Origin of the sequence: Pelomonas candidula (assembly GCF_043555985.1) — a bacterium.
GTDB lineage: Bacteria > Pseudomonadota > Gammaproteobacteria > Burkholderiales > Burkholderiaceae_C > Pelomonas > Pelomonas candidula.
In genome coordinates, this window is the sequence record NZ_JBIGIC010000001.1 from 265,376 (window position 1) to 283,607 (window position 18,232).

Annotated in this window: 17 protein-coding genes; 3 read left to right on the forward strand and 14 right to left on the reverse strand. The window is 71.2% G+C overall.

The annotated features are described in order from the left end of the window. The first annotated feature begins 12 nt into the window (after positions 1–12). Positions 13–414, forward strand: coding sequence for a hypothetical protein (locus ACG04R_RS01355; RefSeq protein WP_394405815.1), 402 nt, complete (start codon positions 13–15; stop codon positions 412–414). 79 nt (positions 415–493) lie between these two features. Here ACG04R_RS01355 and ACG04R_RS01360 read toward each other — a convergent pair whose 3' ends face one another. The 13 genes from ACG04R_RS01360 to ACG04R_RS01420 all read right to left on the reverse strand — a co-directional run bounded on the left by ACG04R_RS01360 (position 494) and on the right by ACG04R_RS01420 (position 14,959). Further along, positions 494–3,658: a S8 family serine peptidase gene (locus tag ACG04R_RS01360; RefSeq protein ID WP_394405817.1), complete on the reverse strand. Its 3,165-nt coding sequence runs from the start codon at positions 3,656–3,658 to the stop codon at positions 494–496. Between the two features lie 28 nt (positions 3,659–3,686). Next, positions 3,687–4,445 (reverse strand): NF038120 family PEP-CTERM protein, encoded by a 759-nt coding sequence (locus tag ACG04R_RS01365; RefSeq protein ID WP_394405819.1) that lies wholly within the window; start codon positions 4,443–4,445, stop codon positions 3,687–3,689. 244 nt (positions 4,446–4,689) lie between these two features. Next, positions 4,690–5,241 (reverse strand): type II secretion system protein, encoded by a 552-nt coding sequence (locus ACG04R_RS01370; protein WP_394405821.1) that lies wholly within the window; start codon positions 5,239–5,241, stop codon positions 4,690–4,692. After that, positions 5,228–5,689: a type II secretion system protein gene (locus tag ACG04R_RS01375; protein WP_394405823.1), complete on the reverse strand. Its 462-nt coding sequence runs from the start codon at positions 5,687–5,689 to the stop codon at positions 5,228–5,230. Before ACG04R_RS01375 ends, ACG04R_RS01370 begins: the two co-directional genes overlap by 14 nt. Before the next feature lies 1 nt (position 5,690). Continuing rightward, positions 5,691–6,158 (reverse strand): type II secretion system protein, encoded by a 468-nt coding sequence (locus ACG04R_RS01380; protein WP_394405825.1) that lies wholly within the window; start codon positions 6,156–6,158, stop codon positions 5,691–5,693. A gap of 3 nt (positions 6,159–6,161) precedes the next feature. Further along, on the reverse strand, positions 6,162–8,342 hold the full coding sequence (locus tag ACG04R_RS01385; RefSeq protein WP_394405826.1) for a secretin N-terminal domain-containing protein: 2,181 nt from the start codon (positions 8,340–8,342) through the stop codon (positions 6,162–6,164). Next, positions 8,339–8,854 carry a hypothetical protein gene (locus tag ACG04R_RS01390; protein ID WP_394405828.1) on the reverse strand — a complete coding sequence of 172 codons (516 nt, stop codon included), beginning with the start codon at positions 8,852–8,854 and terminating at the stop codon, positions 8,339–8,341. The genes ACG04R_RS01385 and ACG04R_RS01390 overlap by 4 nt, the downstream gene beginning before the upstream one ends. Next, on the reverse strand, positions 8,851–9,351 hold the full coding sequence (locus tag ACG04R_RS01395; RefSeq protein WP_394405830.1) for a GspMb/PilO family protein: 501 nt from the start codon (positions 9,349–9,351) through the stop codon (positions 8,851–8,853). Before ACG04R_RS01395 ends, ACG04R_RS01390 begins: the two co-directional genes overlap by 4 nt. Then, the gene (locus ACG04R_RS01400) at positions 9,351–10,487 is read right to left on the reverse strand and encodes a hypothetical protein (protein WP_394405832.1); all 1,137 of its coding nucleotides are present in this window, start codon (positions 10,485–10,487) and stop codon (positions 9,351–9,353) included. The genes ACG04R_RS01395 and ACG04R_RS01400 overlap by 1 nt, the downstream gene beginning before the upstream one ends. Further along, positions 10,480–11,991, reverse strand: a complete 1,512-nt coding sequence (locus ACG04R_RS01405) for a GspE/PulE family protein (RefSeq protein ID WP_394405834.1) — start codon at positions 11,989–11,991, stop codon at positions 10,480–10,482. The genes ACG04R_RS01400 and ACG04R_RS01405 overlap by 8 nt, the downstream gene beginning before the upstream one ends. Further along, positions 11,988–13,181, reverse strand: coding sequence for a type II secretion system F family protein (locus tag ACG04R_RS01410; protein ID WP_394405836.1), 1,194 nt, complete (start codon positions 13,179–13,181; stop codon positions 11,988–11,990). Before ACG04R_RS01410 ends, ACG04R_RS01405 begins: the two co-directional genes overlap by 4 nt. After that, positions 13,181–13,603: a type II secretion system major pseudopilin GspG gene (gene gspG / locus ACG04R_RS01415; RefSeq protein ID WP_394405838.1), complete on the reverse strand. Its 423-nt coding sequence runs from the start codon at positions 13,601–13,603 to the stop codon at positions 13,181–13,183. Before gspG ends, ACG04R_RS01410 begins: the two co-directional genes overlap by 1 nt. A 99-nt stretch (positions 13,604–13,702) precedes the next feature. Continuing rightward, the gene (locus ACG04R_RS01420; RefSeq protein ID WP_394405840.1) at positions 13,703–14,959 is read right to left on the reverse strand and encodes a TIGR03790 family protein; all 1,257 of its coding nucleotides are present in this window, start codon (positions 14,957–14,959) and stop codon (positions 13,703–13,705) included. A 591-nt stretch (positions 14,960–15,550) separates the two neighbouring features. Between ACG04R_RS01420 and ACG04R_RS01425 the strand changes: the two genes are divergently transcribed. Together ACG04R_RS01425 and ACG04R_RS01430 are read left to right on the forward strand one after the other, a co-directional pair. Next, positions 15,551–16,312: a sulfite exporter TauE/SafE family protein gene (locus tag ACG04R_RS01425; RefSeq protein ID WP_394405842.1), complete on the forward strand. Its 762-nt coding sequence runs from the start codon at positions 15,551–15,553 to the stop codon at positions 16,310–16,312. Positions 16,313–16,348: 36 nt separating this feature from the next. Continuing rightward, on the forward strand, positions 16,349–17,167 hold the full coding sequence (locus ACG04R_RS01430; protein ID WP_394405843.1) for an HDOD domain-containing protein: 819 nt from the start codon (positions 16,349–16,351) through the stop codon (positions 17,165–17,167). 54 nt (positions 17,168–17,221) lie between these two features. Here the strand turns inward: ACG04R_RS01430 and ACG04R_RS01435 are convergent, their stop codons facing one another. Beyond that, positions 17,222–18,208: a GGDEF domain-containing protein gene (locus tag ACG04R_RS01435; protein ID WP_394405845.1), complete on the reverse strand. Its 987-nt coding sequence runs from the start codon at positions 18,206–18,208 to the stop codon at positions 17,222–17,224. Between the last annotated feature and the right edge of the window lie 24 nt (positions 18,209–18,232).

Here is an 18,232-nt window from a genome sequence, read left to right on the forward strand (position 1 = left end):
CACGATGACGCCATGAACCTGCCTCGCCTCCTCGCCTTCGCCCTTGCCGGCATCGCCCTCGCCAGTTGCGCGCAGACACCACCACCGCCTGCCGCGGCCACGGAGCCCGAGTCCGCGCGGCTGGGCCGCGAGCTGCGCTCGCTGATCGGCCCGGCCGCCTGCAGCAGCGACGCGCAATGCCGCACCGTGCCGGTCGGCGCCAAGGCCTGCGGCGGGCCGGCCGGGTACTGGGCCTGGTCGACGAAGGACACCGACGGCGAGGCACTGAAGGCGCTGGCCGCCGCCCAGGCCGCCGCGCACCGCCGCGAGGTCGAGGCCAGCGGCCTGCGCTCCAACTGCGCGATGACGGCCGACCCCGGCGCGGTCTGCGTGGCCGGGCACTGCCAGCTCGCGACGACACCCGCCGCCCGCTGAGCGCAAAGAAAAAAGGCCGCATGCCTCGCGGCGTGCGGCCTGGATGCACCAGCCCGCAACGGGCCGGCGGCGAAGCGGCTTACTCGGACGTCGCGACCTTGCGCGGCGCGGTGTCCAGCGCCTCGCTGAGGACGGGCGCACCGGGTTCGACGCGCAGCACGGTGGCCGCCTGCACGGCGCCGTTCGGGTCCAGCCACTGCACGCCACCGACATAGCGATGGCCGCTGAGCAGGCCCGACCAGCTCATGCCCACCGTCGCGCTGCTGCCGGCATAGACCTGGCTCGGCACCAACACGTTGAAGCTGCCGCCGGTGTCGCTGGGGGTAACGATCCAGCTCGACAGCGCATGCGTCATCTGGCTGGATGCACCGCCGCCATAGGCGGTCACGCAGACGCGGTAGGTGCCGGCGGCCGGGTTGTTGTACTGCACGGCCTCGTTGGTGCCCTCGGCGCCGGAGTAGCTGGCCACATCGCTGGGCGACAGCACCAGCAGGTCGTTGTCGTCCTGCGGGCCGCTGGTGTCCTGCTGGCGCAGCGCGAAGCGGGCGACGATGGCGCCGGCCGGCACGTCGAAGTTGTAGACCTTGACGCTGGCCGTGTCGACGCCGGCGCGGCAGATCGCCGCGAGTGCCGTCGAACCCAGCCCGCCGGCCGTCAGCGTGGCTGCCGGCGACATCGTCACGTCCTTCATGCCGCCCTTGCGCGCCGTGATGCGGCCGGCGATGCCGGTCTTCAGCGAGAAGGTGCGCGAACCGGATGGCGTCAGCGCACTCTGCGCGGCCGGCGCGCTGATCGGCACGCCGACACGGGCCTGCACCGGGCTGTGCACGACGTGGCCGCCGTTGTCGCTCCAGGTCAGGTCGCCGAAGTACCAGGTGTTGGTGACGGCGGCGGCCGTGGGCGTCAGCTTGACGGTGAACGACTTCGTCTCGCCGACCGCCAGCGTCAGCGACGCGGGCGACACGACGGTCGTGAAGTTCGGAACGCTGGCCACGGCCGTGTAGGTGGCGCTCGTGCTGCCCACATTGGTCACGCGGCGGGTGATGGTCGTGCCGTTGGAGTAGATCGACCCGGCGGTGATGGACGGGAGGTTGAGGTTGTAGGTCTCGTCCAGCGTGCCGTAGGTGTTGCAGTCGGTGGTGGTGACAGCGGAGCGGTTGACCTTGCACTGGTACTTGACCCAGTCGGCCTTGCCCGCGTCATAGACCAGGCCGGGGTCGGTCGCCTTCTGGGGCGCGATGTGGCCGGCACCCTGGCCCCAGGGCAGGCGGCCATTCTGGGCCCCGGTGAGGCCGTCGTTCAGCGTCGGGAACGCGGTGGTCATCAGCGCCGACTTGATCGCGGCGGGCGACCAGGTCGGGTGGGCCTGGCGCAGCAGCAGCGCGACGCCGGCCACGTGCGGGCTGGACATGGACGTGCCGGACAGCGTCGTCCAGGCGGGCGGCGGCACCAGCGTGTTGGCAGCGACCTGATCGCGCTGGGCGTTCGTGATGTCGGGCGTGCCCTGCGCAATGATGTCCACGCCGGGGGCGGTGATGTCGGGCTTGAGCTGGTTGGCGTCGCCGGCGTTCGGGCCGCGCGACGAGAAGCCCGCCATGATGGGCGCGTTGGGCGTGGAGCCGATGTAGAACGGGCTGATGACCGAGCTGCCGGCCCCGCCCGCGGCGTAGGCCTTGATCGCGGCGCCGTCGACGGCCGTCACGTGAACGGTGGGCACCGCATGCGGCTCGGCAACCAGGCCGGCGTTGTTGTCCACCAGCACCATGCCGACGCCGCCGGCGGCCGCCACGGCCGCGCTCTTGTTGACGCGCGCATTGGTACCGCGGTCGCAGACGACGATCTTGCCGGCCACCTTGGCCGGGTCCAGCACCGCCAGGCCGCCGTTGTCGCCGGCGGTGAAGCACAGGCGCAGGCTGGTGGCGTTGGCGCCCGCCAGACCGGCTTCGCTGGCGTTGATCATGGGCGTCGAGGTCGGCACGCCGGTGGGCGTCATGGACGCGCCGGTGTACTTGGCGGCGTTGCCCAGCGTCACGTCGCCGTTGAAGGTGCGGTCGTGCGAGGACGCGGCGATGGTGCTGAGCCAGGGGCTCAGGTGGGCCACGGCCTGGCCGGGGCCGCTGTTGCCGGCGGACGCGGCGACGAAGACGTTGGCCAGCGCCGCGCGGTAGAAGGCCTGCTCGACCGGATCGTTGACGCCGGTCTGCGAGCCGCTGATGGAGTAGTTGATGACGTTGACGCCGTCCTTGACGGCCGCGTCGATAGCGGCGACGGAGTCGGTCGGCCAGCAGTTGTTCTGGCTGCCGGTGCCGTCGGTGGCGTCGGGGTTCACCCAGGTCCAGCAGACCTTGTAGGCGGCGATGCGGGCGCGCGGCGCCATGCCGGTGGCCTGGCCCAGCGCGAGGCCGGAGACGATGGCCGTCGGGCCGCTGTTGCCGGCGGCCGTGGAGGCGGTGTGGTCGCCGTGGCTGCCGTGGCCCACCGGGCCGGCGACGGAGTCGCGGCCGGAGACGAAGTCGGTCCAGTGCAGCGTGTTGCCGGTGGCGTCGAAGCCGGCCTTGAAGTACTTGATGCCGACCAGCTTGTTGTTGCAGCTTGCGGCCGTGATGCCTTCGCCAGGCGTGCAGCCGCCCGTGAAGCTGGCTGGCGCCGGACCGTAGGCCAGCGTGCCGCTGCTGCTGGGTACACCGCTGCCGTCGACCTTGTCGAAGAAGGCCGGGTTCTCGGGCCAGATGCCACCGTCGACGACGCCGATGACGAGGTTCTCGCCCTTGATCGCGCTGCCGCCGATGCTCTGCGACCACAGGCCGCCCGGCAGGCTCAGGCCCAGGAACTTGCTGGTGGAGATGGTGTCGAGCTGGCGCGGCGTGTCCTCGAACAGGTCGACCACGTTGGCGTTGTTGCGCAGCGCCACCGCCTCGGCCTCGGTCAGGCGGGCGGAGAAGCCGTTGAAGACCGTGTCATAGGTGGCCAGCACCTGGCTGCGGTCGACCAGCGACAGCACCTCGCCCTGCTTCTGGTTCAGGTAGCCGAGGTAGGCCTGCACGCGGGCCGAACTGGTCTGGAAGGATTCGCCGGGCGCGGGCTGCGTGGCGGCGTAGCCGGAGACCGTGCCCTGGTAGGAGGCAGCGGGTTCGTCCTTGAGTTGGACGATGTAGGTCTTGCGGCTCTGGGCCAGCGAGCTCGTGGCCACGCCGGACAGCAGAACCAGCGCCGCCAGTGCGGCGGGCTTGAGGGTCATCTTCATCGAAGGTCCTTTCGAGTGAGGAAGGGGGTCAGACCGAACGGCGGCGGCGGGCACCCACGGCGGCCAGGCCGGCCGCAGCGAGCAGGGCCAGGCTGGCCGGCTCGGGCACGTGTTCGATGACGATGTCGTCGAGGGCGAACTGCGCGCGGTCGGAGCCGAACGCCGTGCAGCCAGTGCCGCTGCCCGTCGTGCAGGCGAAGCCGTAGGCCAGCACGTAGTCGAACTCCTTGGCAGCAAAGGTGCTGTCGGTCACGTAGGTCGAGAAGTTCAGGTTGCCGCTGGCGTCGGGGCCGTTGAGCCAGGCCAGGAAGTCGGTGGTCACGCCGTTGGACACGCCACGCAGGCGCAGCGCGGCCGGCACGGCGAAGGTCGGGTCGCCGTTGCCGACGAAGGAGGCCTTGAAGCTCTTCACCGAGAAGCGGAAGCCGTCCAGGCTGCCGAAGGCCAGCACGCCGTCGTTGTAGATGTTCAGGAAGTTGGTGCTGTCATTGACCGGGCATGCAATGCCGGCGCAGGAGCCGGAGCCCGCGCCGGCGATGATTTCGCCCACCAGGTCGCCGGCCTGGGCCAGCGGCGAGTTGGAGAACGGGTTGATGAAGACGTCATGCCCATCGAGGCCCGGCTGCAGAAAGATGTCGTTGTGCGTCAGGTAGGGCAGGAACGGCGCACCGGCCGTGTCCATCGGCGACTCGAAATCGATGACGGCGCGCAGCACGCCCGCCTGGGCTCCCACCGACAGGGTCAGCGCTGAAACAGCCAGCGCCAGCGAGGTCAGGACCTTCTTCATTCAAATACCCTCTTTCTTTGCCAGGTTGATCTTGCAGTGCAGGACGTGGCGCCTGGTGGGCGACCACGCGGCCCGCCAAGGGGTTGAAAAAAGGCGGGCTCCCTGCGCAGGCGAGGCCTGCGGGGAAGCCGATTCTGTTGGACGGATTTCCGTGACCGAATCCACAGTTGCCCGGTCCTCGATATGGGGGACAGGGTCTACGCCAAGTTGCTGCAATCCAGCACCTTGAGTAAAGAAATATGTGTTACGGACCCGTAGGAATCGACGCAGCAAGTGCGGGCGAGGAGGCGGCGGACGCCGCATCTGCCGGTGCGGAGGCGGCCGCGGTGGCGCCCACGGCGCGGGCCGAGAAGATCAGGTCCCTGGCCTTGTGCACGGCCGAGCCGTCGGCGGCGACCTGGCGCAGCAGCGCCTGCTCGGAGCGGCTGCGTACCGCGCCGAACGCGTCCGGCTGGCCGGGGTCCGGCATCAGCACCCAGTCGGCCGCGCCGGTGAAGGGGTCGACGTAGAGCCGGCGCAGATGGTGGCGGGGCTTGAAGCTGCGCCGGTCCTCCAGCAGGTCTTCCAGCCGCTTGGGGTATTGCTGCGGCGGGTTGGGCGTGGCCTTGGCATAGGACGCGATGGCGCGGGCGATCTCGCCGCCGCGGAACTCCAGCTCGCGTTCCTTCTCGCGCTGCGCCGCCGTGCTCCAGGCCTGGCCCAGCGCCGCCAGGCCCGCGGCGGTCAGCGCAACGAGGAAGAGGACGGCGAGGTAGCTGAAGCCCCGCTGGCGCCGTGGGACGTCACCAGTCGGCATACAGCCTGCCATCGGCCGAGCGGCCGGCCGCGCCGCTGCGCACGTCCCAGACGCGGCCGTTGGCCTGCATGTCGGACGGCGGCGGTACCTCCACCCAGGTTTCGCGGCTGGCGGTGAGCGGGTCCTCGGGCACCTCGCGGATGTAGCGCGCCGTGGCCAGCTCCTGCAGCGAGTCGGGGTAGCGGCCCTTGTCGGCGGCGTACTGGTCGATGGCGTCGCGCATCGTCGTCAGCGACTGCAGCATCGCGGTCTCGCGGCTCTTCTGCAGCGAGTTGAAGTAGCGCGGCGCGGCGATGGACGCCAGCAGCGCCACGATGGCCATGACGACGATGAGCTCGATCAGGGTGAAGCCGCGGGACTGGCGAGCCGGGCGCCGGGCCGCCCCAAGGCCGGCTCGCGCCCCCTCGGGGGGCCGGCTGCGTACTCGCAGACGAGGGGCCGACATCATTTCACCAGTCCTTCAACTTCGAACCGTCCAGCGCCTTGCGCTCGGACTGCGAGAACACGTCGAACACGTCCTTGCCCGGCCGCGGCTCGTCCGGCGCGCTGTCGTAGGCGCGCAGGCCCCAGGTCTCGGCGGCCGGCTGGTCGGCCGGCGCGAACGGATCGCGCGGCAGGCGGCGCAGGAAGTAAAGCTTGCGGCCATTGGGCGCCTTGGCGTCGGGCACGCCGTCCACCAGCGCCTGCAGCTTGGGCGGGTAGCCGCTGTCGTCAGCTCCCTGCGTGATGCTGCCGGCCTCGACGGCCTTCTTGTAGGCATCGATGGCCTCGCGCAGCGTGCGCAGGGCCTGGCGCAGCTCGTGTTCACGGCTGCGCTGCACCGAGAGCTCCAGCAGCGGCCGCGCGGCGGCCGCGAGCACGCCCAGCATGGCCAGCACGACCAGCATCTCGATCAGCGTGAAGCCCCGGGAGCGCATGGATTACTTTGCGGCATCCACGGTGAGCAGCCCCGTGCCGTCGATGCGCACCGGCGCCGACTCGCCGTTCACGCCGCTCGCCACCAGCCCGCTGAGGCCGATGTTGAGCACCTGGCCGGCCGCCGGCGGCAGTGCGCGCAGCACGACGACGCGGTCGCCGCGCGGCGGGATCTCGATGGGGTAGCGGCCCGGCGTCGCGCCGGGTGGCGTCTGGGCCGGCACGAGGCGCGTGGCGTCGTATTCCAGATCGCCCTTCACCGACAGGCCGCTGTCGTTCTTCAGCGCGACGGAGACCGTGCCGCCGGCGGGAATCTGCGGCGTGACGTCGAGCTTGAGCGTGGCCTCCGCGGGCACGGCCGGCGCCGGCGAGGGCGCCACCGTCGACACGGCACCGACGCCACCGCTGCTCGGCCCCACGCCGACCTTGGCCTCGCGGCGCAGCAGGCTGGAGAAGGCACCGGGGCTGGCGTCGGTGCCGCTGGCCAGGCGCGTCAGCGACGCGTCGGGCACGGCCAGGTTGCGCACGACGCGCGGCGTGATGAGCAGCACCACCTCGGTCTTGTTGCGCGTGTCGGTCTGCGTGCCGAACAGCCGGCCCAGCACCGGCAGGCGCGACAGGCCCGGGATGCCGGACGCGGCCTTGCGGTCCTCGTCGTTGATGAGGCCGGCCAGCACCTGCGTCTCGCCGTCGGCCAGGCGCAGCACGGTGGAGGTGTTGCGCGTGCCGATCACGTAGGCCGTCGTGCCGCCGGGGCCGGTGGCCTGGCTGACGACGTTGCTGACCTCCAGGCCGATCTTGATGACGACGTCGTTGTCGAGCTGGATGGAGGGCTCGACGTCGAGCTTCAGGCCGATGTCCTGGTAGCTGACCGACGCGGCCACCGACGTGGAGCCGGTGAAGTTGGTCGTCGTCGTGAAGATGGGCAGCTTCTGGCCGATGTGGACCTTGGCCTTGTCGTGGTTGCGCACGCGGATCTTGGGGTTGGCCAGCGTCTTGGAGTCGCCTCCGGTGCCCAGCAGCGTCGCGACGACGGCGGGGTTGGCCACGGCCGCGCGGAACTGGCCGCGCTGGTTCAGGAAGACCTGGCCCGAAGCGAGGGTCGTGCCGTCGGCCGACGGCAGGCCGTAGCTGATGGTGTCGGGCCACTTCAGACCCAGCGCGTCGACCTGGTCGGAGGCCAGCTCCATGACCTCCACCTCCAGCATGACCTCGGGCTCGGGCAGGTCCACGGACGCGATGAGCTTCTCCACCAGCCGCACGACCTCGGGCGTGTCACGCACGACGAGCAGGTTGAGGCGCTCGTCGATGTACACGTCGCGCACCTTGGCGATGGTGCGCACCATGGCCTGCACCTGCTTCACGTCGGCGTTCGTCAGGTAGAGCGTGCGGGTGATGAGCTCCTGGTGCTCGCGCTGCTTGGCCGGCGTGTTCGGGAAGACCAGCACCGAACTCTCGTTGAGCAGCTTGCGGTCCAGCTGCTGCGTGCCGAGGATGACGCGCATGGCCTCGTCCAGCGTCACGCCGCGCAGGAAGACGGTCACGCGGGCGTCGGCTCGCACGTCCTTGTCGAACACGAAGTTGACGCCGCTGCTGCGCGCCAGCGCCTCGAAGACCTGGCGCAGCGGCGCGTCGCGGAACTCCAGCGTCACGGGCTTCTGGAAGTTCGGGCCCAGCTCGCCCACGGCCGACTCCAGCGGCCGGGCCTGGGCGACCTGGCTGGCCAGCAGCCGCGCGCCGGGGTGCTGGGGCGACTCGGCCAGGATCTCGCGCGCCACCGCTTCGGCGCGCTCAAGCCGCCCCTCCTTCAACGCGGTACGGCCGATGACCAGCTGCGCCTCGTGGCGGCGGCCGCGGTCGATGTCCACCGTCAGCGCGGCCAGGCGCGGGTGCTTGGCATCGGCCAGCGCCAGCTGGCTCAGCAACGCCTGGGCCTCGTCCCAGCGGCCGGCGCCGCGCAGCGCCTCGATCTGCAGGATGAGTCGCTGCGTGGCCTGCTCGCGCGCCCGCGCCTGGGCGACGCGCAGCTGAGGGTCATTCGGGTCCTTGGCGAGCGCGTCGTCCAGCACGCGCAGCGCGGCGGGCCACTGGTTGCTGCGGCCGAGGTCTTCGGCTTCGCGCAGCGCCGGGTTGGCGCAGGCCGTCAGCATTGCGGCGCTGACGAGGAGGAGCAGGAGCTGCTTCATGGCACAGCCTTGAAAACGATGTTCTGGGGAAGCTTGGCCGGCAGCCAGGTCAGGCTGATGCCGCTGGTCGATACCTGCTCGACGCGCCACTGGCCGTCGATGACATCGCCGCGCCTGACGCTGAGCGCCTTGTTCGGGCCGGCCAGCAGCGCGACCTCGACGGCCTGGGCGCCGTCGCCTTCGACGACGCGGCCGATCATCTGGTAGGGCAGCGGCGGCGCCATCGGCGGCGGCGGGGCGGCAACCACGGGCGGCGGCGCGGGCGGCGGCGGTGGGGGCGGTGGCGGTTGCCACGCGGAGAGCTGGGCCGGGCCGGCCTCGGCCCAGGGCTGACGTTCGTCGGCGGCCACCACGGGCTTGGGCGCCTCAGGCGCCGACGCGGCAGGCTTGCGCGTGGGCAGCGCCGCAACGGCAGGGGCCGCCGCGTCTTCCTCGGGCCGCGTGGCGACCCAGGCCGTCGCCGCCAGCGTCACGGCCAGCGCGCCCCCCAACGCCAACTGACGCGACTTCATGGCGCCCTCCCGTGCAGCGACCACTGCAGCTCGGCGTCCACGTCGGTGCTCATCGGGCTGACGCGGCGCAGCTTGATCGAGTCCAGGCTGAGCGCCGGGTCGTGCGCCAGCGCGGCGGAGATGAGGCGGCGCACCTGCGCGTAGCTGCCGGTGACGGGCATCGTCACGCGCAGCCGCTCCAGGCCCTCGGTGGTGGACAGGCGGTGCTCGGTGCGCGCACCGTTGAGTTCGAGGCGGATGCTCAGCTCCAGCAGGTCGGCCAGGCGCTGCTGGCGTTCGCCCGCGGCCGGCAGCGCGGCCTGCCACTGCTGCACGCTGACGGGCGCCACCGTCGCGGTCGCAGGCCGGGCCTTGGCACGCAGCGCGTGGGCCTCGGCCTGCAGCGCGGCCGCCTGCGCGTCCCAGCGCTGGCCCAGCACGATGGCGACCGCGGCCAGCACCAGCGCGGCCACGCCGGCGAGGCCGGGCCAGCCGAGCGACTTGACGAGGCGATGCATCACGAGCCTCCTCCCGTCGGAACGCGGGCGTTGATCTCGAAGCGCTGGCCCACGAGGCCGGTCTCGGCGGCCGAGAAGCGCGACAGCACGACCTGGCGCCAGCCCGGCGTCGTACCCAGCTGCTCGGCCAGCTGCAGCGCCAGCAACTTGTCGGGCGTCAGCCCTTCCAGCCGCAGTTCGCCGCGGCCGGCGCTGGCGTCCAGGCCCAGCCAGGCGATGGACTTGGCGTCGGCACCGGCGGTCTCGACCCGCGTCAGCAGCGGCTCCCAGGGCATGGCCAGCAAGGCCCGGGCCTCAAAGGCCGCGCGGTTCTCGGCGGGCTCGGCGCGGCGCGCGGCGGCCGGCTTCGGCGCGGCGGCCGGGCGCAACGCGGCGACGCGGTCACGCGCGGCCTGCGCGACGTCCAGCGCGCGGTGGCTCTCGACGGCGCTCCACGCGGCCGTGGCCAGCACCAGCGCGCCGGTCGCGGCCAGCGGCCAGGCGATGGGCGAGCGAGCGGAGCGCGGCAGGAAATCGGGCTGCGGTGTGACGGGGCCAGGCTGCGGAAGGAAGTCGCTGTCGGGCGTGCCGACGGCCAGCGGTGCGTCGCCGCCCAGTTCGGCCAGCGTGTTGATGCGGCGCGACTGCAGGCCCGTCACGCGGCCGTGGTCCAGCGTGACGATGACCGCCACGTCGCCTTCATGCCAGACCGCCCTGCCGGAGCCCGCGCGCGCGGCGGCCGGCAGCGACGCCAGCCACGCCGCCCAGGCCGGGCGCACGGCGGCGATGCGCACCTGCGCGGCGTCCGCCTGCGCGCGCAGCGCGGCCAGGTCCAGCCCGTGCAGGGCCGACGCACCGCAGGCCTCGCCCTGCTGCCACGGCGCGATCGCGAAGCGCTGTGCGCTGGCGCCGAAGTAGTGGGCGAACTGCTGCTGCGCGTAGGCCTGCACGGCGTCCAGGTCGGCCAGCGGCAGGCCGGGCTCGGCGACCAGCTCGTGCAGCGCGCGGGCCGAGACGATGACCTCGACGGCCGTGCCGGGCATGTCGCGGCACCAGGCGGTGAACTCGTCGCCGCCGGGCGTGACGAACACGCGCCGCGGCTTGGCGAGGCGCGCGTTCAGCTGCCGGCGCAGGCGCTGAGCCAACGAATCACTCATCGAGCGTGACACGTTCCAGCTCCTCGAATGTGGTGTCGCCGCGGCAGACGGCGGCCAGCGCCATCTCGCGCAACGACTTCATGCCGCGCGCCTTGGCCGCGGCCTTGATCTCGGACATCGGCGCCCGTGCCGCGATCAGGTCACGCAGGCCGTCGTCGAGCTTGAGCAACTCGGCCACCGCGCGCCGGCCCTTGTAGCCGGTGCCGCGGCAGTGGCCGCAGCCCTCGCCCTTCATGAACCGGCCCTCGGCGACACCATGCCGGGCGAGTGTGGCGGCGTCCGGCGCGAACGGCTTGGCGCAGTGCTTGCACGTCAGCCGCACAAGCCGCTGCGCCAGCACCGCGTTCAGCGCGGAGACGACGTTGTAGAGGTCCAGCCCCATGTGCATGAAGCGGCCGATGACGTCGAACGCGTTGTTCGCGTGCACGGTGCTGAAGACGAGGTGACCCGTCAGCGCGGCTTGCACCGCGATCTGCGCGGTCTCGGCGTCGCGGATCTCGCCGACCATGACGCGGTCGGGGTCGTGGCGCAGGATGGAGCGCAGGCCGCGCGAGAAGGTCAGGCCCTTCTTCTCGTTGACGGGAATCTGCACGACGCCGCTGAGCTGGTACTCGACCGGGTCTTCGATGGTGATGATCTTGTCGGCGCCGGTGTGGATCTCGGCCAGCGTCGCGTACAGCGTCGTCGTCTTGCCGGAACCGGTCGGGCCGGTGACAAGCAGCATGCCGTGCGGCTGGCGTGCCTGGTGGCGGATGGCGGCGCGCTCCTCGTCGTCGAAGCCCAGCGCGTCCAGCGTCAGCGTGCCGGCACGGGCGATGGCGGCGCGGTCGAGGATGCGGATCACCGCGTCCTCGCCGAACACGCTGGGCATCACGCTGAGGCGGAAGTCGATCTCGCGGCCCTGCACGCGCAGCTTGAAGCGGCCGTCCTGCGGCAGCCGGCGCTCGCCGATGTCCAGCTCGGCCATGACCTTGAGGCGCGACACCAGCTGCTCGGCGACCTGCGGGCTCTCGACCTGGCGCACCAGGGCCATGACGCCGTCGACGCGGAAGCGGATCACCGCGCCGCGCGCCGTGCATTCGATGTGGATGTCGGAGGCCGTGTCCTGCAGCGCGTCGTAGATCGTCGCGTTCAGCAGCCGCACGACGGGGCTGGCCTGCTCGCTGAGCGCGAGCGCGGACAACTCCTCGGTGTGGTCCTCGACGGCGGTCAGCGCTTCTTCGACGTCGGACAGCGCGCGGAAGTCCGCCTCGCCGGCACCGAGGAAATGCGTCACCGCCTCGGCCGACGCGCGTTGCCAGCCCACCGGCGCATTGAGCCGCGACTCGACGCTCTGCAGCAGCATCGCGTCCTCGTCGCGCTCGGCCAGCAGCACGCGTTTGTCGTTGGCGCCGACGGCCAGCACGGCGCGCCAGCGCTGCGCCTGGGCCTGCGGCCATTGCTCGAAGTCGAGGTGCCAGGGGCCTTGCTCGGCCGGCAGCCAGTCATTCAGCGACGTGCTCATTGCACCTGCTCCACCAGCTGAAAAATCGGCAGGTACATCAACACGATGATGCCGCCGATCAGCACGCCCATGATGAGCATCAGCGCCGGGTTCACGAGGCGCGACAGCAGGTCGGTCAGCCGCGCGGCCTCCTCGTCGTGGAAGGCGGCGGCGCGCTCCAGCATCGTCGCGACCTCGCCGCTGCGCTCGCCCACGCGCAGCATGCGGCGTGCGACCGGCGTGGCCAGGTCCTGTGCATCGAACGCGGCGGACAGCCGCTCGCCGCGCTCGATCTGCGCGGCGGCGGCCTGCACGGCGGCGCGCCACGGCGCGGCCACCACGTCCACGACGATCTTCAACGCCGCCAACGCCGGCACGCCCGAGGCCAGCAGCATGGCCAGCGATCGGTACAGCCGCGCCAGCGCCAGCACGCGCAGCCGCGGGCCCAGGCCCGGCAGCGTCCACAGCGCGGCCTGCAGGCGCAGCCGCACGGCCGGCTGGCGCAGCAGCGCGAAGATGGCGAAGCCCACGGCCGCAATGCCGCCGATGACGAGGCCCGGATGCGCACCGGCCGTCTGGCCGAACTCGATGAGCACGCGCGACGCCCACGGCAGGTCGGCGCTGGTCTGCTCCAGGATGCCGGCGAAGCGCGGCAGCACGTAGAGCAGCAGGAACAGGATGACCGCCGAGCCCACACCCAGCAGCATCAGCGGATAGACCAGCGCCGCGACGAGCCGCGAGCGCAACGCGTCCACCCACGCGAGGTAGCGCGCATGCTGAGCCAGCGCGGTGGACAGCTGACCCGTGCGCTCGTTGGCCGCGACGATGGCGCAGATGAGTTCATCGAAGGCCTGCGGCTGCTGGCGCAGCGCCACGGACAGCGGCTGGCCCTGCTCGATCTGTGCGATGACGCTGTCCAGCGCCGCGCGTACGCCAGGCTGGCCTTCCTTCTCGCGCAGCGTGTTCAGCGCCTCCAGCAGCGCGATGCCGGCGTCCAGCAGCACGGCAAGTTCCTGGCTGAACAGCTGCAGCGGGAAGCGTGCGTTGCGGCGCCAGGGCTTCGCGCGCTCGGCCACCGAGACCTCGCGCGCCTCCAGCACATGCTGTGGTGCCACGCCCAGCACCGCGGCGACGGCCGCGCGGTCGGGCGCCTCCACGCGCTCGCTGCTGACAGCGCCAGCGCGCAACACGCGCGTATGGAAGATCGCCATCACCAGCTGGTGAGGTCGGCGTCCTCACCCTCGCCGCCAGGGCGACCATCCTTGCCGAACGACAGCAAGTCGTACTCGCCATGCTCACCCGGCGAGCGGTATTGGTAGTCGTTGCCCCAGGGGTCCTTGGGCACGGCCTTGGAGAGGTAGGGGCCGGCCCACTTGGGCTCGTCGGCCGGCTTGGTCACCAGCACGGCCAGGCCCTGCTCGGTGCTCGGGTAGCGGCCCACGTCGAGGCGGTACTGGTCCAGCGACTTCTGCAGCGCGTCGATCTGTGCCTTGGCGGCCTTGACCTCGCTCTTGCCGATCTGGCCGAAGAACTTGGGACCGACATACCCCGCCAGCAGGCCAATGATGACCATGACGACAAGCAGTTCGAGCAACGTGAAGCCGCGGGCGCGGACAGAGGTACAGCGGAGCATGGCGGTGTGGGACGCAGCGGGAGGGCGACTGTTGAACGCCTTGCCGTGCGCGGCAATCAGGATTTGACCGACCCGCATTCTGAGGGAGCTCTGTGAAGCTCAAGCCGACTGGGCCAGCGTGCAGATGTTTGCCGTGTTATCCGGACACGGGCCTTGCCAGCGGATCTGCACCGCCGCAGCCGGCGGCAGTGGCGAGCGGCCGTCCAGCACCTGGCCACGAACGCCAGTGAACGTGGCCAGCGTCGTCCACGCCGTGCCGCCGCTGAGCCGGTACTGCAGCGCGTAAAGGCTGCCGGGCCGCAGCGAGCGCGTCTTGATCCGGTACTCGCCGTTGACGATGGCGAAGCTGGGCGCGTCGCGGAAGGGCTGCGCCAGCGGCTCGCCGACGAACAGGCCCTGGCCCGGCCACTGCACGGCCTTCCAGTAGGCCTCGATGGCGGTCCCGCCGCGCCAGTACTGGTCGATCAGCACGGACGCACGCGAGAACTTCTGCTGCAGATTGCAAGGCTCCTCGACCGTGCCGTAGCTGGCCGTCGCGCCGGCTGTCAGCCAGGTGGTGATGGGCATCTGGCCAGCGCCGCTGGGCAGGACGCCGCCGGTGGAGGTGAGTGAATCCGCCAGCGCGCCCGGGCGGAACTGCAGCGTCGACAGGTTGTCCACGGCGGTCAGTCCGGTCAGGTAGAACAACACGTTGGTCTTGCCGGACAGCGAGTTGCCGGCCGCCGCGCCAGCGCTGTTGTCCACGTAGTTCAACTGAAGCGCGCTGCCCCAGGCGGCGGGCAGGCCCTGGAAGTCGGCCCAGCGCACACTGCGGCTGGCGTCAGTCGTGCGCACCAGCCAGCCGTCGCCGGCCGGCAACGTCGCGTCGGCGGCCGCGCCGCGGGCGATCAGCGCGTTGGCGGCGTCCAACGTCGTCGCACCCAGCAGCATGGACGGGCGCAACTGCAGGTCGGTCTGCGGGCGGCGAGATTCGCTGTCGTACAGCGGCGACGCCGCCGTGGTCGCGCAGGTGTTCGTCGTGGGCGTGCTATTGCAGTAGCGAGTGTCATAGCCCAGAGCCATCGCACTCGTGATGCCCATCGTGCAGACCCCGGTCACGCGGCTCGGCGCGGCCCAGGTCAGCAGCGTGGCCTGGATACCTGCCGGAAATTTCGCCTCGATGTCAGATTTAAGCAACGAAAAATCGGCTGCCGAAATCGACGCGCTGGCGGTGTTGACCTTGACCCGGATGAGGTTGGCCGCGGGCACTTTGCGGGCCGCCACGTAGGCCGCGCCGGCAGCCTCGCTGAGCGGGTCACCATCGGCCACGACCACCGCCAGATCGGCCGCCGCGAGGCCACTGGCGGGCAGCGTCAACGTGAGCGTCTGCCCTATGCCAGAGCCCCCGGAATCGCCGCTGGAACTGGTCCCGCTGGAGCTGCTGGCGCCCCCGCCGCCGCCGCCGCCGCACGCGGCCATAAAAGTGACGAGCAACAGGGGGAACAGAGGGCGCAGGCGTCGCATGGGCGACATTCTCCAGGGGCTGAGAAACCGGTTTTGCGCACAGTTTTGGGGCAAACAACACCTTCGCGCTGCGCGAACCCGGGCTTACCCCAGTGGTGGTGCACCGAGGCGGGGCAATACATTCTCGTCACTCGACGCGGTTCGGGGCTCTAAGTTCCGGAGCCGCCGGGCGGGTTGTGAGGAGACAAGACAGCAAGATTGCTTCGCCACCCCGAAGACAATCTCACCGGCCACCAAGGCACCCCTTGGTGGCCGTTTTATTTTGTACCCCTCGCCCGGTCTTGCGCCGCTGGACGCGGGCAAGCCCAGTCGGTCCCCCGAGGGGACGGCGATGCTCGCGGGGCGTGCCCCGCTCGCACATCGCCAGACAGGCCGGCTTGGGAGCGACCCGGCGCTCGGCCTGACAGGGCACGACGGCCGCGACGTGCGTTGATGGACTCCAACATGCTTGAACTCGCAACTGTCGCCCTTGCCTCGCTACTCGCCGGCTTCATTGATGCCGTGGCCGGCGGTGGCGGGCTGGTGCTGACGCCCGCCCTGTTCAGCACCTTCCCGAACGCAGCGCCCGCCACGCTGATGGGCTCGAACAAGTCGGCGGCGATCTGGGGCACGGCGTGGGCGACGCGACAGTACGTGAAGCGCGTGTCCCTGCCCTGGCGCCGGCTGATGCCCGCCGCGGTGCTGGCCGGCCTGGGCAGCTTCACCGGCGCGTGGGTGCTGACGCTCGTCAGCCCCGACGGCCTGCGCAAGGCGCTGCCGCTGGTGTTGCTGGCGGTGTTCCTCTACACGCTGGCTAAGAAGGACCTGGGCCGCGAGCACCGACCACGCTTCACGGGTCGCGCCGAGGCTTTCGCCGCCGGCGCCATCGCGCTGGTCGTGGGCTTCTACGACGGCTTCTTCGGCCCGGGCACGGGCAGCTTCTTCGTCTTCCTGTTCGTGCGCGTGCTGGGCTACGACTTCCTGCACGCCTCGGCCACGGCCAAGCTGATGAACCTGCTGACCAACGCGTTCGCGATCGCGCTGTTCGTCAGCAAGGGCCATGTCTGGTGGCAGGTCGCCGCGGTGATGGCCGTCACCAACGTCGCCGGCAGCCTGGCCGGTACGCGGCTGGCGCTCAAGCACGGCGCCGGCTTCGTGCGGGGTGTTTTCGTCACGGTCGTGGGCGCGCTCATCCTCAAAACAGCCTGGGACGCCTTCTTCCGCTGATCTACGATCAGGCATTCCCCAGCGTCCCCGTCCGCCATGCCCGTCGACCCCCAACTCCGCAACCTGGACATCGAGATCCCGACCCAGCCCGAGGTCCTGGTCAAGCTCTCGCTGCTGATGGCGGCGGAGGACATCGACCTGCAGGCGATGTCGGCACTGGTCGAGACGGACATGGCGCTGGCCGCCGCCGTCATGAAGGCCGTCAATTCGTCGCTGTACGGCCTGCGCGGGCGCGTGCAGACGGTGCACCAGGCGCTGACGTACCTGGGCATGCGCGAGGTCGCGGCCATCACGTTCGAGATGGGTCTGCGCGCCGCCTTCCCGGCCGCGGCGGAGCTGGAATCGGTGTGGGCGCGCGCCTCGCAGCGCGGCCTGCTGATGGGCCGCATGGGCCAGATGCTGGGCGTGGACCCCTGGGCGGCGCACTCGGCCGGCCTGTTCGAGGAATGTGGCAAGGCCGTGCTGTACCGCCACGCGCCGACGCACTACCCCGCCATGCTGCGCGCTGCCACGCGCGACGCGGAACTGGTGGAACTGGAGAGGACCGCCTTCGGCGTCAGCCATGACGCGCTGGGCGCGGCGCTGTGCGAGAGCTGGGGCCTGGCGCCCGCAGCCGTGGCCAGCGTGCGCCACCATGTCGAGATCCAGGCCTCGCTGACCATGCCCGAGAGCCTGGCCCGCCGCAGCGTCGCCGCCATCTCGACGGTGGCCTGGGCGCTGCTGAACCACCCCGACCAGCTCGACGACATCGCCAGCCAGATCGCCCCGCAGGCGCAGCTGGACGAGACGCTCGTGCTGCGCGCCGCGCGCCGCGTCAACGAGCAGTTGCAGGCGGCACAAGAACACGGTCGCTGACCCGCTGCCGAGCGTCGGCAAAGAAACGCGGAGGCTCAGGCCTCCGTTTGTTTTTCAGGCTGCAAGGCTGAGGCGATCGCGGCCCGCGTGCTTGGCGACATAGAGCGCCTCGTCGGCCGCCTGCATCAGCGCCTGCGCGCTCAGGTACGGGTGCGCCGGGCTGGCGGCGGCCAGGCCGATGCTCAATGTCAGCCGGCCTTGGCCGTCGGGCAGTTGCAGCGCGCGCAGGTCCTCGCGCAGCAGCTCCAGCACACCCTGGGCCTCGGCCATGCCGAAGCCGGGCAGCAGCGCGACGAACTCCTCGCCACCCAGGCGCGCGACGACGTCGGTGTCGCGCTTGAGGCGCTCGTTCAGCAGCGTCGCCACGCGCTGTAACGCCGCATCGCCCGCGGCCGTGCCGTGCTGCTGGTTGAACTGCTTGAACTCGTCCAGGTCCAGCACCGCCAGCGCCAGCAGGCCGCGCTGGCGCTGCGCGCGCTTGAACTCGCGGCGCAGCGCCTCATCAAAGGCCCGCGGGTTGGCGATGCCGGTCAGCGCGTCGGTGCGCGCCAGACTGGCCAGCTCACGCTGGTTGGCCTCCAGCGCCAACTGGGCCTGCTCCAGCAGCAGGCGTTGCTGTGTCAGCTCGCGACGCAGCTCGCGGGCGTCCTGGTCCTGCTGCCACAGCGAGCCGCGCGCGCGGCGCATCGCGTGGCCGATGCGGTCCAGCTCCGCGGCCAGGCCCGGCGCGGGCGTGGCGTCCTCGGGCGTCAGCGGTACGGGGGCCGACTCCATCGCCTCGCAGCCCGCCGCCAGCCGGCGCAGCGGCCGAAGCAGCAACGCCTCGAGGAGCAGCAACTGCGCAGCACTGAGAAGCAGCACCAGCCATGCCGTGCGCGCGATTCCGTCGGCGGGAACAGCGTAACCGCCCAGGCTCCACTCGAACACCGCGACGACGAGCACCGTCAACAGAGGCACGCCCACCGTCAGCCGCAGCCGCAGCGATCCCAGCCGGCGCGGCATCGCGTCGTCCTCGGGCAGGGCGGGGAAATCGGTACTCATGTCAACGGCCGCTTCGCGACAAAT

Excerpts from the sequence above, each read along its gene's own strand:
- ACG04R_RS01355 (WP_394405815.1), top strand. The coding sequence starts at position 13 with ATGAACCTGCCTCGCCTCCTCGCCTTCGCCCTTGCCGGCATCGCCCTC.
- ACG04R_RS01360 (WP_394405817.1), bottom strand. The coding sequence starts at position 3,658 with ATGAAGATGACCCTCAAGCCCGCCGCACTGGCGGCGCTGGTTCTGCTG.
- ACG04R_RS01365 (WP_394405819.1), bottom strand. The coding sequence starts at position 4,445 with ATGAAGAAGGTCCTGACCTCGCTGGCGCTGGCTGTTTCAGCGCTGACC.
- ACG04R_RS01370 (WP_394405821.1), bottom strand. The coding sequence starts at position 5,241 with ATGCCGACTGGTGACGTCCCACGGCGCCAGCGGGGCTTCAGCTACCTC.
- ACG04R_RS01375 (WP_394405823.1), bottom strand. The coding sequence starts at position 5,689 with ATGATGTCGGCCCCTCGTCTGCGAGTACGCAGCCGGCCCCCCGAGGGG.
- ACG04R_RS01380 (WP_394405825.1), bottom strand. The coding sequence starts at position 6,158 with ATGCGCTCCCGGGGCTTCACGCTGATCGAGATGCTGGTCGTGCTGGCC.
- ACG04R_RS01385 (WP_394405826.1), bottom strand. The coding sequence starts at position 8,342 with ATGAAGCAGCTCCTGCTCCTCCTCGTCAGCGCCGCAATGCTGACGGCC.
- ACG04R_RS01390 (WP_394405828.1), bottom strand. The coding sequence starts at position 8,854 with ATGAAGTCGCGTCAGTTGGCGTTGGGGGGCGCGCTGGCCGTGACGCTG.
- ACG04R_RS01395 (WP_394405830.1), bottom strand. The coding sequence starts at position 9,351 with ATGCATCGCCTCGTCAAGTCGCTCGGCTGGCCCGGCCTCGCCGGCGTG.
- ACG04R_RS01400 (WP_394405832.1), bottom strand. The coding sequence starts at position 10,487 with ATGAGTGATTCGTTGGCTCAGCGCCTGCGCCGGCAGCTGAACGCGCGC.
- ACG04R_RS01405 (WP_394405834.1), bottom strand. The coding sequence starts at position 11,991 with ATGAGCACGTCGCTGAATGACTGGCTGCCGGCCGAGCAAGGCCCCTGG.
- ACG04R_RS01410 (WP_394405836.1), bottom strand. The coding sequence starts at position 13,181 with ATGGCGATCTTCCATACGCGCGTGTTGCGCGCTGGCGCTGTCAGCAGC.
- gspG (WP_394405838.1), bottom strand. The coding sequence starts at position 13,603 with ATGCTCCGCTGTACCTCTGTCCGCGCCCGCGGCTTCACGTTGCTCGAA.
- ACG04R_RS01425 (WP_394405842.1), top strand. The coding sequence starts at position 15,551 with ATGCTTGAACTCGCAACTGTCGCCCTTGCCTCGCTACTCGCCGGCTTC.
- ACG04R_RS01430 (WP_394405843.1), top strand. The coding sequence starts at position 16,349 with ATGCCCGTCGACCCCCAACTCCGCAACCTGGACATCGAGATCCCGACC.
- ACG04R_RS01435 (WP_394405845.1), bottom strand. The coding sequence starts at position 18,208 with ATGAGTACCGATTTCCCCGCCCTGCCCGAGGACGACGCGATGCCGCGC.